Source organism: Roseivirga sp. UBA1976 (genome assembly GCF_002336325.1).
Classification (GTDB): domain Bacteria; phylum Bacteroidota; class Bacteroidia; order Cytophagales; family Cyclobacteriaceae; genus Roseivirga; species Roseivirga thermotolerans.
This window is the reverse complement of sequence record NZ_DDDQ01000031.1, coordinates 1-13,721: the sequence shown is the minus strand read 5'-3', so window position 1 is coordinate 13,721 and position 13,721 is coordinate 1. Positions and strand designations below refer to the sequence as shown.

At 44.8% G+C, this 13,721-nt stretch carries 13 protein-coding genes; 5 read left to right on the top strand and 8 right to left on the bottom strand.

Annotated elements, in window-relative coordinates:
- Window positions 1-30: 30 nt before the first annotated feature.
- From B3763_RS02925 to recQ, 4 genes are read right to left on the bottom strand one after another with little or no spacing between them, the layout of a single operon-like run.
- Window positions 31-498, bottom strand: a complete 468-nt coding sequence (locus B3763_RS02925; protein WP_286743496.1) for a gliding motility lipoprotein GldH — start codon at window positions 496-498, stop codon at window positions 31-33.
- A complete protein-coding gene (locus B3763_RS02920) occupies window positions 482-1,756 on the bottom strand; it encodes a PSP1 domain-containing protein (RefSeq protein WP_286743494.1) in 1,275 nt (424 codons plus the stop codon). The genes B3763_RS02925 and B3763_RS02920 overlap by 17 nt, the downstream gene beginning before the upstream one ends.
- A 27-nt stretch (window positions 1,757-1,783) precedes the next feature.
- Window positions 1,784-3,076, bottom strand: a complete 1,293-nt coding sequence (gene purD / locus B3763_RS02915) for a phosphoribosylamine--glycine ligase (protein ID WP_286743493.1) — start codon at window positions 3,074-3,076, stop codon at window positions 1,784-1,786.
- 35 nt (window positions 3,077-3,111) lie between these two features.
- Complete coding sequence (gene recQ, locus B3763_RS02910; RefSeq protein WP_189628347.1) at window positions 3,112-5,310, bottom strand: DNA helicase RecQ; 2,199 nt, start codon at window positions 5,308-5,310, stop codon at window positions 3,112-3,114.
- Between the two features lie 73 nt (window positions 5,311-5,383).
- Here recQ and B3763_RS02905 point away from each other — a divergent pair, with 73 nt between their 5' ends.
- Together B3763_RS02905 and B3763_RS02900 are read left to right on the top strand one after the other, a co-directional pair.
- Window positions 5,384-6,352 (top strand): KpsF/GutQ family sugar-phosphate isomerase, encoded by a 969-nt coding sequence (locus tag B3763_RS02905; RefSeq protein ID WP_189628346.1) that lies wholly within the window; start codon window positions 5,384-5,386, stop codon window positions 6,350-6,352.
- A gap of 2 nt (window positions 6,353-6,354) precedes the next feature.
- A complete protein-coding gene (locus B3763_RS02900) occupies window positions 6,355-7,425 on the top strand; it encodes a mannose-1-phosphate guanylyltransferase (RefSeq protein WP_286743491.1) in 1,071 nt (356 codons plus the stop codon).
- A gap of 107 nt (window positions 7,426-7,532) precedes the next feature.
- Here B3763_RS02900 and rlmB read toward each other — a convergent pair whose 3' ends face one another.
- Window positions 7,533-8,279: a 23S rRNA (guanosine(2251)-2'-O)-methyltransferase RlmB gene (rlmB, locus tag B3763_RS02895; protein ID WP_286743489.1), complete on the bottom strand. Its 747-nt coding sequence runs from the start codon at window positions 8,277-8,279 to the stop codon at window positions 7,533-7,535.
- Complete coding sequence (locus B3763_RS02890) at window positions 8,276-9,487, bottom strand: GWxTD domain-containing protein (protein WP_286743487.1); 1,212 nt, start codon at window positions 9,485-9,487, stop codon at window positions 8,276-8,278. Before B3763_RS02890 ends, rlmB begins: the two co-directional genes overlap by 4 nt.
- Before the next feature lie 96 nt (window positions 9,488-9,583).
- On the opposite strand from B3763_RS02890, the gene B3763_RS02885 reads away from it, so the two are divergent.
- A complete protein-coding gene (locus B3763_RS02885) occupies window positions 9,584-10,357 on the top strand; it encodes a class I SAM-dependent methyltransferase (protein WP_286743485.1) in 774 nt (257 codons plus the stop codon).
- A 7-nt stretch (window positions 10,358-10,364) separates the two neighbouring features.
- Here the strand turns inward: B3763_RS02885 and B3763_RS02880 are convergent, their stop codons facing one another.
- Window positions 10,365-10,799 (bottom strand): hypothetical protein, encoded by a 435-nt coding sequence (locus B3763_RS02880; protein WP_189628341.1) that lies wholly within the window; start codon window positions 10,797-10,799, stop codon window positions 10,365-10,367.
- A 174-nt stretch (window positions 10,800-10,973) separates the two neighbouring features.
- Between B3763_RS02880 and B3763_RS02875 the strand changes: the two genes are divergently transcribed.
- Window positions 10,974-11,177 carry a hypothetical protein gene (locus tag B3763_RS02875; protein ID WP_286743482.1) on the top strand — a complete coding sequence of 68 codons (204 nt, stop codon included), beginning with the start codon at window positions 10,974-10,976 and terminating at the stop codon, window positions 11,175-11,177.
- 25 nt (window positions 11,178-11,202) lie between these two features.
- A complete protein-coding gene (locus B3763_RS02870) occupies window positions 11,203-11,505 on the top strand; it encodes a hypothetical protein (RefSeq protein ID WP_189628339.1) in 303 nt (100 codons plus the stop codon).
- Window positions 11,506-11,613: 108 nt separating this feature from the next.
- On the opposite strand, the gene B3763_RS02865 is transcribed toward B3763_RS02870, so the two are convergent.
- The coding region (locus B3763_RS02865; RefSeq protein ID WP_286743479.1) for a DUF2723 domain-containing protein at window positions 11,614-13,721 on the bottom strand (2,108 nt) is incomplete at its 5' end.

The following is a 13,721-nucleotide window of genomic DNA, read 5'->3' as shown; positions in this document are numbered from 1 at the left end:
CTCTATTCTTGATTTAGCAAGGATTAAGATCTAATTGGCTTCTTCTACTCTCACCCCCACCGAATGCACTCCTGCTAGGAATTCACTTCTCATATATTGAGCTACCCTAAAAGTGTATTTACCAGGTTGTGGAAAGGAGTATCCTTCCAAAATGCGCTCAGAAGACTGGTAAATACTGCTGCCTTTACCAAGAGGTTTGCCACTTACCTCATCGAACAGGGAAATATTAATGAGGTCGGAGGTAACCTGCTCATTTTGTTCATCGAGCAGGTAGTAAGTCACATAAAGGTTTTGAAACGGATATTCAAGGTCATTTCTGAGCTTGAAATAAATGTTTTTGGGAGCTGTATCATCTATTTCAAAGCTGAACTCCGGCATTTCGTTCATGTGCCAGCTTTTTTGTTCAAAGCTTTGGTCGTCTTCAAATACCCTTTGGGCATCGCATGCCCACACGAAGAGGAGAAGGGTTGCAATGGCTAACTTAGCTTTTCTGGTCATTGTCCGGGCGATTCCGCTTCTTAAAGTTTCGGTTCTTTTTACGAGGGGGCTTTGGTTTGCCTTTGGCTGCCACTGTGCCGCTTTGTGGGGCCGCTTTTGCCTCAGGCTTTTTCGGGCCTTTTGGGGCACCTGTTTTGCCTTTGTCATTTCTGGGGCCTCTGCGCTTCTTGGCTTTTTTTCGAGCATCTTTTTTCTTAAACCGCTCGTCCATGCGCTCCAGATCACTATTAATGGTAGCTTCTACCGGGCTTACAGCCGCTTTGTCTTCAGTTAGCGATTCGGGGATTTCACCTTTCTGATTCAGGGCAAGAATTTCTTTTACACGCGCTGTGGGTATGGGATGCCAGCTGTTTTCATCGCCATAGCTAAACCACATTATTTTTCTGAAAATATCAGTTTTTTGTAGTCGCGCTTCCCCTTTACTGGTTTTAAGCTTGGTCACTTCAGGAATATCTTCCAGAGCTTCCATATAAGTGTCCAGCTCATAATTAAGGCAGCACTTGAGTCGGCCGCACTGGCCGGAAAGTTTACTCGGATTGAGGCTAAGGTTTTGGTAGCGGGCTGCGGCTGTAGATACACTTTTGAACTCGCTGAGCCAGGTAGAACAGCACAGTTCGCGTCCGCAAGATCCTATGCCACCAAGGCGACCAGCCTCCTGCCTCAGGCTTATTTGTCGCATTTCTACCCGAATTTTAAATTCGGCTGCCAGCACTTTAATCAACTCCCGAAAATCTACCCGGTCATCGGCAGAATAGTAAAAAGTAGCTTTGGTGTTGTCGGCCTGAAACTCAATATCGGTGAGTTTCATTTCCAGCTTTTGTTCCAGAATAATGTTTCGGGTGCGATAGAGGGCAGGCATTTCGCGCTTTCTCACCTGCTCAAATTTTTCGAGGTCTTTGAGTGTGGCTTTGCGATAGATCTGGCGAATTTCATCGTTGACTTCAACATTCTTCTTTTTCATTTGAAGTCTTACAAGTTCGCCTTGCATAGATACGTGCCCCAGATGATGCCCTCCGGGAACATCTACAATTACGGCCTCTCCGGTAACAAGATCCAGATGGTTTTCATTCTTAAAGAACTCTTTGCGGCCGTTTTTAAAACGTACCTCCACTATGTTGAACTTCTCCTGAACCGGCACGTCCATATTGGAGAGCCAATCAAAAACGTTCAGCTTATTGCAACCACCCGTGGCACAGCCACCATTGTTATTGCATCCTGCTGTTTTGCCTGCTACACTTGTTCCACAACTACAACTCATATATTTACTAAGCCCAAGGCCAGAAGTCTATTGTTTAAGCAATCTTAGAATATCCTGGCCAATGTCTCTACGATGATACTCATCTGTCCAGGAAATTTTGCTGACACCATTATAAGCATTTTCGAGGGCTTTTTCTACCGATTCGCCTTTTCCGGTAATGGCCAGCACCCGACCACCATTGGTAACGATGTCTTGCGAGTCGTTCAGCTTGGTTCCTGCATGAAACACCAAAGCCTCATTTACCTCGTTCAATCCGCTGATGGGGTGCCCTTTGGGGTAGCTGCCTGGGTAGCCACCGGAAACCATTACCACTGTAGTAAAAGCTTCATTGTGTGTCGTATAATCCACCTCGGCCAGCCGTTCTTGTGCAGTAGCTTGCAGTAGTTCCAATAAGTCCGATTTAATCTTAGGTATGACAACCTGGGTTTCAGGATCTCCCATTCGAACGTTATACTCAATTACATAAGGGTCTCCGCCAACATTCATAAGGCCAATGAAAATAAAGCCTTTGTAGTCGATGTTTTCTTCCTTCAGGCCTTTTACGGTTGGCTTTACAATGCGCTCTTCTACTTTTTGCATAAAGTCTCCTGCCGCAAAGGGTACTGGAGTTACAGCTCCCATACCGCCAGTGTTCAGCCCCGTATCGTTTTCTCCTATGCGTTTGTAGTCTTTGGCTTCGGGCAGAATTTTGTAGCTATGCCCATCGGTAAGTACAAAAACCGACAATTCAATACCCTGAAGGTATTGCTCAATAACCACCCTGCTGGAAGCATCGCCAAACTTGGCTTCCACCAGCATCTCTTGTAGGGTTTCGCGGGCCTGCTCGGTGGTTTCTGCAATAATTACTCCCTTACCGGCTGCTAGTCCGTCAGCTTTGAGCACTACCGGCAGTGGGTGGCTCGAAACGTAATTGAGTCCCTCTTCAAGATTTTCGCGGGTAAATGTTTTGGAACGGGCGGTGGGTATGCCGTGTCGTTCCATAAAGCGCTTAGAAAAATCCTTGCTCCCCTCTAGTTGAGCCCCGTTAGCTGAAGGGCCTACCAGTCCGACCTTCTTTAGTTCATCATCTTTGGCAAAGTAGTCGGCAATACCTTTTACCAAAGGGTCTTCTGGCCCTACAACTACCAAATCAATTTGTTCTTGTTTTACAAAGTGGCCAATGCCTTCAAAATCCGTCACGGTCAGGGCCACGTTAGACCCTACTTGTGCTGTGCCCGCATTGCCGGGAGCAATAAACAGGGCTTCGCATTGTTTGCTTTGAGCAATTTTCCAACTGAGGGCGTGTTCTCTGCCACCGCTACCAAGAACAAGGACTTTCATAGATTATAAGGGTTTTTTGAAAGCCTCAAAGGTAATTAATTTGCGTATTCTGAAAGGAATTTAATACGCATCAATCGTAGGTCTTCTTCAGTAATGTCTTCCCCATCAAATTCGTCCATGGCTTCTTTAATGTCGTCAGACTCGGCATTCATAAAGTAGTTCATTATGTCGTCCTGCAGGTCTTCGTCCATAATTTGATCCAGGTAATAGTCCAGGTTGAGTTTGGTGCCCGCAAAACAGATAATTTCCATTTCGTCTATCAACTCTTCCATAGACCACCCTTTTTGTTCGGCTACTTCTTCCAGGTCTATTTTTCGGTCTACCTGCTGAATAATGTAAATTTTGTTTTTGGACTTATTGCCCGAAGATTTAATAACTACTACATCTTCAATGTCAATCTCATTATCTTCTACATACTGTTTAATGAGTCGCATGAATGAGGCTCCGAACTTTTGTACTTTGCCCATGCCAATGCCATTTACGTTGGCCAGAGCTTCCGGAGTGGTGGGGTAGGTGGTAGCCATCTCCTGCAGCGAGGGATCCTGAATAATCACATAGGGTGGAAGATTTTTCTCTTTGGCTATTTTCTTTCTTTCAGCTTTCAAAAGGTCAAAAAGCACCTTGTCGTAAGAACTACCCGGGTTTGGCGAAGCAGGAGTTTCATTGCTTTCATCCTCCGTTTCGTCTACATCGCTAAAATCCAGGTCTTTGGTGAACTCAATGTATTCGGGCTTTTCAACAAACTTTCGGCCTTTTTGCGTGCATTTGAGCAGACCTATGTTTTCTATGTCTTTTTCAATAAGCTCATTGAGTAGCGTTTGTCTTACTACCGACTTCCAAAAGCTTTCGTCTTCACCTTTTCCTTTGCCATAAACGGGCAATTTGTCGTGCTTGTAGCTTTTTACATACTGGTTACTGGAGCCTCTGATCACGTTGACCAGATGGCTCATGCCAAAACGTTCTTCCGTTTGCAGTACGGCTTCAATAACCGTTTGGGCATATTGTTGCCCATCATATTTTTCTCTCTGGTAGCGACAGTTGTCGCACATTCCCGATTCTTTGCAGTGTGTATCGTCATACTCCTCACCAAAGTAGTGGAGGAGTTGCTTTCTACGACATACAGCCGACTCCGCATAGGAAGCCATCTCCTCAAGCAATATTTTGGCGTTTTCCTTTTCAGTAACAGGCTTGTCTTTGTTGAATTTTTCGAGTTTGAGAATATCGTTGTACCTGTAGAACATGATACACTGACCTTCCAGTCCGTCTCTACCTGCCCTACCGGTTTCCTGATAGTATCCTTCTAATGACTTGGGCACATCGTAGTGAATTACAAACCGTACGTCCGGTTTGTCTATTCCCATGCCGAAAGCAATGGTGGCCACAATCACATCCACTTCCTCGTTGAGAAAATCGTCCTGATTCTTCATTCGAACGGCCGGGTCGAAGCCGGCATGATATGGAGCCGCCTTAAATCCGTTCACCCGCAAGAACTCGGCAATTTCTTCTACCTTCTTGCGGCTCAGGCAATATATAATCCCCGACTTGCCCTGATTCTCCCTGATGAACTTAATAAGCTGTTTTTTAATGCCTTTTTTGGGGCGAACTTCATAGTAAAGGTTTTCCCGGTTAAAAGAAGACTTGAACAAATCGGCTCCCTCCATTTGCAGGTTGCGTTGAATATCAAGCTGTACTTTAGGGGTGGCTGTGGCCGTAAGGGCTATGATAGGGATTTGGCCCAGATGGTCGATGATAGACTTTATTCGCCTGTATTCAGGCCGGAAGTCGTGGCCCCATTCAGAAATACAGTGGGCCTCATCGATAGCCGCAAACGATATTTTGGCCTGGCGGAGGAAGTCTACATTTTCTTCTTTAGTAAGCGACTCGGGGGCTATGTATAGTAACTTGAGTTCACCGGCAAGGGTAGCCTTTTTTATTTTGTTTATCTCAGATTTTGAGAGTGTTGAGTTGAGGAACCGGGCTTTGATGCCAACCGCATTGAGCTGGTCTACCTGATTCTTCATTAAGGCGATAAGCGGGGAAATAACTATAGCGGTGCCCTCTTGCACAATAGCAGGCATCTGGTAGCACATAGACTTTCCTGCGCCTGTAGGCATAATCACAAAGGTGTTTCTACCTGCTAATAAGTTCAGTATTATTTTTTCCTGATTCCCCCTGAATTGATCATAGCCGAATACCTCCTTCAGCTTAGATCGTAGTACATCAACACTTACCATATTAATTAGGCTAAACCCATTTGGAATGAGACCATTACTTATATTTGTCGCACAAAATTAATGTGCGCTTCCATTGAATTTAAATAAAAATATTCAAACAATAGCCAAAGAGACGCTTCGCAAAGAAGCTGACGCCATAATTAAGGTTATTGAGTATATAGACCAAGATTTTGAGCAAGTAGTTCACGAAATACTTTCCATGAAAGGTAGGTTGGTGATTACCGGGGTGGGAAAAAGCGCCATAATTGCCAACAAGATTGTGGCCACACTCAACTCTACGGGCACTCCGGCCATTTTTATGCATGCGGCCGATGCCATTCATGGCGACATGGGAATGATAAGGGAGGAAGATATGGTGATGTGTATTTCCAAAAGCGGAAATACGGAAGAAATAAAAGTGTTGCTTCCTCTCCTGAAACGCACTGGAGCCAAAATAATAGGGCTGGTGAGTAATGAAGATTGTTATGTGGCCAAACATGCCGACTATGTATTGAAAGCCATAGTGGCCGAAGAAGCCGATCCTAACAACCTTGCGCCAACCACCAGCACAACGGTACATATGGCTGTGGGCGATGCTCTGGCTGTGGCCTTGTTGTGGGCCAGAGGGTTTACTTCGGAAGATTTTGCGCGGTATCATCCCGGTGGCTCGCTGGGTAAACAACTCTACTTAAAGGTAGATGATATATATCCAAAGAACGAATTGCCCGTTGTTCAAGAAACTGACTTGGTGAAAGCCAGTATTTTAGTAATTTCAAAAAAGAGGCTGGGAGCCGCTGCAGTGGTCAATGCACAGAACGAATTGGTGGGTATTTTTACCGATGGCGACCTGAGACGGATGCTCGAGAAGTACGATGATTTTTCGGCACTGACTATTGCAGAAGTAATGACACGCAACCCTAAAACCATTGCGAAAGGGGAGTATGCCCTACGGGCACTCAATCAAATGCGTGAGCATGATATTAACCAATTAATAGTAGTAGATCAGAAGCGGGTAGTAGGCTTTTTGCACATCAGTGACCTGCTGAATGAAGGAATAGTATAATCATGGCACAAAACTATGTAGTTATCATGGCGGGCGGAATCGGCAGTAGATTCTGGCCATATAGCCGTGCAAATAAACCCAAACAATTTCTGGATGTACTGGGCACAGGCCGGTCGTTAATTCAGATGACATACGACAGGTTTCTGAATATATGCCCCAGTGAAAACATTTATGTAATTACCAACAAGAGCTACTACAACCTGGTGAAGGAGCAGTTGCCCGACTTGTCTGACGATCAGATTTTGTTGGAGCCCATTGGGAGAAACACGGCTGCAGCGGTGGCTTATCCGGCTTTTAAGATTAAGCAGAGAGACCCTGAAGGGATTATGATTGTGGCTCCTTCCGACCACGTGGTGTTTAAGGAAAAGATTTTTGAAGAGAATATTACTATTGCTACCAAAGCGGCCAAAGGCTCTGAAAAACTGATAACACTGGGTATAGTACCTAGCCGACCGGAAACGGGGTATGGCTATATACAATACCACTCTAGCCCGCTAAAGAAGGTTAAGAAGGTAAAAACCTTTACAGAAAAACCAGAGCTGGAGTTGGCTCAAAAGTTTATTGAAAGTGGCGATTTTGTGTGGAATGCGGGCATTTTCGTTTGGTCTATAGAAGCTATTACAAACGCCTTTCATCGGTACCTGGAAGATATTGCTGTCATTTTTGAAGAAGGAGCCGATAAGTATTATACTGCCGGAGAGCAGGAGTTTATCGATAAGGCTTACACCCTGTGCAAAAGTATTTCCATTGATTATGGAATAATGGAGAAGGCCGATGAGGTATACATGGTTAAGGGAAAGTTCGATTGGTCTGACCTTGGTAGCTGGGATTCACTTCACGAGATTAAAGAAAAAGACAAAAATGGTAATGTGGTAGATGCCAACGCCTTGTTGTATGACTCTACCAACTGTTATATAAAAGGACCAAAGGATACGCTAATTGTAGCTCAGGAGCTCGATGGCTATTTGGTTACCCACTCAGACAACGTGGTGCTCATTTGTAAAAAAGATGCTGAAAAGAAATTCAGAGAGTTTTTAAGTGACGCCAAAGAGCGGGGAGCAGGTTTTGCCTGAGGTCGATCATTGAATTGAGGCTCTGAATAATAAAGCCCTGGTAATGGTTACAGCCAAACCAGGGCTTTGTTTTGTCTTGGGTATACCAACAGTGGCCCACCTGCCGCCTAGCTTAAGCGCTGGCGCAGTACTTCGTAAACAATCACTCCCGTGGCCACCGAAACATTAAGAGACTCAATTTGGCCTACTACAGGCAGTTTTACATGGCTATCGGCCAGTTTCAAATATTCTTGCGAAATACCATCCTCTTCCGAACCCATGAGAATAGCCAGAGGTACACTTAAGTCTGCCGAATACACCAATGCATCTGCTTTTTCTGAGCATGCAACCACCTGTATGCCATTATCCTGAATTTCCCGAATGGTAGTTTTTAGATTCTCTACCCGGCAAATAGGTATATGATTGAGTGCTCCTGCCGAAGTTTTCATGGCATCAGCACCCAGTTGGGCGGTACCACGGCTGGGCACCACAATGGCGTGAACACCGGCACATTCGGCCGTTCGGGCTATGGCTCCAATGTTGCGCACATCCGTAACCCTGTCGAGAATAATCAGCAATGGGGTTTCTGCTTTGGTGTAAGCTTCGGAAATCACATGATCAAGCGAGGCATAGACTACCGATGATAAGTAGGCTATTGCTCCCTGATGATTCTTTTTGGTAATGCGGTTCAGTTTTTCTACCGGCACTTTCTGAACGGGAATAGAGTGGCCTTTTGCCAGCTGCAACAGCTCCAAAATCAATTCGTTTCGCAAATCTTTTTGTACGAGCAACTTATCGATTTCTTTGCCTGCCTGTATGGACTCTATGACAGCCCTTGTGCCATAGATGTAGTCTGTTTTATGTTGCTGATTCATTCAATTATTCTTCCGTTGCGCCACTGAGATACGGCCAATAGCCAGTTTTCCTTATATCTTTTGCCCCTAATGAGCTTGTGCTTTGTAATTCCGTCTTCCTGCACTATATCGAATATAAAACGTATTCGGCCTCCTTCACTATCCGGAAAAACCCAAAGTTCTGTCCGTTCATTACGAAATACCTGTATGGGATCTCCCATAATTATGTAGACCATTCCGCGGTCGGTTTTCCAACCGGCCTTATTCTCGGTAAAGAGCCTGGCTGCCTTTCTAACTCTTCTGTAGTAGAACTTTATGAAGTCTTTGGCTATTCTTTCGTTAGCCGAAATGGTATTGTTTACAAACTCTTCGAATACCAACCGGGTTTCTTCCGGTCCTCTCAAGGCTTTGTATTCATCGTTGGTTGTCACATAAATAAGGGGTTGAACAAGCTCTGAGTAATCATTGAAATAGGGATAAAATTCATCGGCCACAAGAATTTTGAGCGATTGGTTGGGAGCTTGTGCTGCTCTGATGGTGTAAAAACCTTCGTTGTAAAACTCAAAAACCTCACCTTCATTTACACCATACAGTGTGTCTAGCAGTACTTCTGAAGGTTGGGGTTGTTCCGTTTCGTCAAACGGAGGCATAGCCACCGCTTTGTTGTTTTCAATGCCACTGATTTCGTAATTGAGAGGAGTACCAAAAGGGTTTACCAGCCGCACCGCTCTGTTCCGGTTCAGGTAACGGGCAAAGTAAGGAATGTCTTTGTCTACCTCCATCAATAAAAAAGATGGTGGGGGAGTATCTTCCTCAATCAAGGGAATATCAATGTAGTAATGGGTGTCTTTAATGATGTTGTACACATCTACCACCAGAAGCTTGTCGTTTTCTTCTCGTTCGAAGTTTAGCTCGTAAGTATACTGTCTAAAGGCAATGTCAACCACCTGGCTGGTATCAATTCGGGTGTTTTCTGTTACCGACTTTTCATCGATGTAGCTGCCGCGAACATCATAGCTAAGCTGAAAATCTGAGATGCGCACGTTGCCACTGTTGAGCATGAAGTTGAAGTATACCTTAAACTGGTTGCCCTGAGACACTGTTTTGTGTCGAACGAGAAACTCATGCTCCTCATCATAGAGAAAGCTGAGGTCTGATGAGCTCATCCTTCCCTGAGCCCAGACCAGGCTGCTCCATAGGAGTAGTAGTGCCGAACATAGCGTTTTCATGCCGTTGCTTTCCATCAAAAATAGCAGATATGTGCTTAGCCGGAACAAATTTGAACGAATTCGGGATATTCCCCTAATTTTGGCCAAATTTTACACATGGCTACTTACACTACAGAAATTGCCTCTGACAAAATTCCTTCAGACAATCCCATTCACCAACGATTGCTTCAGGCCTATTATTTGGCCATGCCGTCTATAAAAGGACAGTTGCTGGAACTGGGGTGTGGCGAAGGACGTGGAGTAGAATTGCTAAGTCCACTGGCTGATGGATATGTGGCATTGGATAAGATTGGTGAGGTGATCGAACGCCTGCAGCAGAAATATCCCGGAGTAGATTTTAGGCAAGCCGTTTTTCCACCATTCAAAGGCCTGGCCGAGAATAGTTTCGATACCATAGTGAGTTTTCAGGTAATTGAACATGTAAAAGAAGATAAAGCCTTTTTAGAAGAGATATACAGGGTGCTGAAGCCCGGGGGCAAAGCCGTGTTGACAACCCCAAATATTAAGAAAACCCTCACTCGTAACCCCTGGCATGTGAGAGAATATACGGCTCAGGAGTTAACCCAATTGGCACAGACCATTTTTCCGAAAGTCACCATGAAGGGGGTTGGCGGCAACCATAAGGTTATGGCCTACTACGAGCAGAATAAGAGGGCCGTGGAAAAAATAACCCGGTTCGATATTTTCAATCTACAGTACAGGCTGCCCGCTCCTTTGTTAAGAATACCGTACGATATACTCAATCGCCTGAACCGAAACAAGCTCAATACGGCCAATACAGGACTTGTTGCTGAAATAAAGCATACGGATTATGTACTGATAGATGAGGCCGATGAGGCACTCGATTTATTTCTTGTGGTGGAGAAGTAGTGCGTAATCAATGATCTGATTTTCGAAGCAAATCCTTTAGGGTATCCATAATGCCTTTGTCATGCAATTCCCGAATTTCTTCCAGGGTTTGCTTAAGTCTTAATACCTCTTCTTTTAAAATCTGTTCGCGCCCAGTTTGGCTTGGGCTGGCCAGAATTTGTACCAAGTTTTCAGTAGAAGAACTTCCCTTGGTATACTGGGGCTCAGGCTCATTGGCTGTTGGTGGGAGCAACATGTCTCCTTCGCCCGTGAGCAACCAGGTTGGGTTAAGGTCAGGAAACTCTTTAATGATATTATCCAAATATTTCGTCTGAATGTCTGTTCCGTTCTTAATCGCCTTTCCGAGTGATCCGTTGGACATTCCGGCACTCTTTTCGAACTGTCTGACCGACAGTTTTTTATGTTTTATGTAGTCACTCAGCCGACTGACGATTTGAGACATTGAAATTTATTTAGAAAAAAATCTACAATAGTTTTGAAAACATAGATAATTATCTATATTTTTGTTATGTGAATACACGCATACAATGATACAAAACTGGCGGCACAAAAGTGATGTTCGCTCCAAAGGGTCTTTGATATGTGTTGTGTCATTTAACCCAGGAAAGCAAAGCCTATGAATAAGCACGTTAGAGAACACAATGGTAACCTGAGTAAACCTTTGGTTATTAGGCTATTTGAAGACCAAAGACAGAGGCTGGATGAGTTTGTAAAGGATGAAAATAAGCGATTGGTCAATGAGGGTTTGCCTCCCAAAAATTCATCGGAATATGTAAGGCAAATTTTCGAGGCGGGGTTAAAGGCCGTTCAAAAAAGCTAATGATCAGACTGTTAATACTACACACATGAACACGTTTAAGGCATGGCCTCAAAGGAGGCTCCGCTCCAATGACAAACCATTTGAGTCTACCATTACAGAGTTTTTGCAACAAGACTGCTACGAGCAGCTCATTCGCACTCTGGGCGAAGAGCAGGCGCAAGAGCAAATGGAAGAAACCTGGAAACTCATTGAGGCAGAAATGAGGCAAATGGGAACTAAAAAGCCCATAGAGGCGGCTCGTGAGTTATTCAGAAAAAGCAATTACAATGGCTGGGTGCATACGAAGTGCTACGCTGCAATTTACTACAAAGCACGCAAAGAAGACTGATTGCGGCACGGTTGTACTGTCTTGAGATGAAGAGACTCGCAGAGGCAAATAACCGAGCAAGTGTGTGTGAAAAAAGGCCGCCTGTTTTCAGGCGGCCTTTACATGTTGTTAGAAATTGCTTCGGTCTATGTTGAGCCTTATGTTTTGCTCGTTCAGCATTTCTTCTACTCTTTTGGCTTCATCATTTTTGCCTTCTTCTTGCAATACCAATTGTAAGTAGCGCAGTCCTCTAAGCTTGTTGCTAAAGTTGTAGTCGCCCCATCGTTGCTTGTTCTGAAGGTAGCTGAGCTCTGAGTTGAATTGCTCGGCCAGTTCCATAGCCATTTTTGCGGCAAGTTCCTTTTCGCCCACATCGAAATAGCCTTGAACAAAACCTATTGAAGAAACATCGTATGGCACGGCTTCTACCGGCATTCTTTCCATTCCAAAATCAAGCACCTCTTTTGCTCTGGCGGTGTCTCCTTTTAGTACCAGCGCATCGGCCAGGCTGGTAATCATAGAGCGATGATTTTGTACAAAGCCTCTGTAATCTTCGTTCAGATTGGCATCTGGGTTGTCCAGTCCTCTGAACTGCATTTTGTTCATTACATTGTCATACATCACCTCAGTGTTTACCAGCTCCCTCATACCCGATGGTTTACGAACCGGCAAAAGTCTGTAGGCCATTCCTTCCTGCACCAGGTAAGGGTCGGCATTCCAGCTCAGCGCATTTACAGAAGTGTAGTTAAAGTAAATGGGGCGTTCCCAGTTGTTCTGTACAATTAAATCGAGAAGCATCATTTGCCCTTTGTCTACCGTTCTCGACAGTAATTCACCGTTATCGTTGCGTTTAAAGTCAAAGAACATTCGGTCTACCAGGTAGGGCTTAAGTTCATCCGGTATTATACCCTTTTCCAATACAGCAGCTGTGTCTACCGGCATGGTTAAGGTTTCGGCCGGAATAAGCATTACTTCGCTACCGGAAGCAAAGGTGCGTTTGAATTGTGGCACATCTCTGCGCACCACATCCAAATATTCCCTCAGGTCAATGGCCTGTCCCTGAAACTGCGGTAATTCCTGTACATAGAGCACATCGTTGGTGCCCTGACGATAGTTGTCTATTGTGAGTGAGTAAGGAAAGGCCTCAGAGTCGTTCATTTTTGTGGCCGTTTGGTCAATATACCAGTCGGTGGCATAGTAGCTCAACACGACCACGCGCACGTCTGTACGGAAGCCTTCAACCTCCTGCACATACCATAGTGGGAAGGTGTCATTGTCACCACCTGTAAAGAGTATGGCATTGGGGGCACAAGAGGCCAAAAAGTTTCTTGCCGAATCTACAGAGAAGTAACGTCCCGAACGATCATGGTCGTCCCAGTTTTCTTTAGCTAAAATTACAGGAGCAATCATGCACAAAGCAATGGTTCCTGCTACAAGGCTTTTTCCTTTTTTCGCTACTGCGCTACCCAGTGCCAGCACCGATAGGCCAATCCACATGGCAAATGCGTAGTAAGAACCGGCATAGATGTAGTCTCTTTCGCGAGGTTCTATAGGGGGAGAGTTCAGATAAATAACCAGCGCCACCCCGGTGAGGATAAAGAGCATAAATGTAGCCGAAAACCCTTTAGGATCTCGGTTAAATTGGAAGAATAAGCCTATTAGCCCCAGCACCAGAGGAATCATGTAATACTGGTTACGTCCTTTGTTATTTGCTATAGTCTCCGGCACATTCTTATCGGTTTCAAAAGGCTTGAGCCAACTGGCATTCTGAATGTCACTTTCTCTACCGGCAAAGTTGAACATGAAGTACCGCAGGTACATGTGCCCAATTTGGTGTAGGAACATAAAGCGCAGGTTATCAGAGAAAGTGGGTTTTTCTCCAGGTCTTAGACCAGTTACTTCCATGTACTTTCTCTCATGGCTCGGGGAGCTACTATACATTCTTGGTAGCAGGGTTGTATATTCCGGGTCATACTCATAGCCAATTTTATAGTCAGCTATTTTGTACTTGTCTTCGGCCTTATAATAAATAGGGTCTCCTTCAATGTAGTCGATTATTGGAGCATTAAAGTACTGTCCGTGCAAGAGTGGGCGGCTACCATACTGCTCCCTTTTCAGATAGGAAACAAAAGTCATTACATCCTCCGGATTGTTTTGGTCAATAGGTGGGTCGGCTCGCGAACGAATAAGAATGACGGCATAACAAGAATAACCAATGAGCACAAAGGCCATAGAAA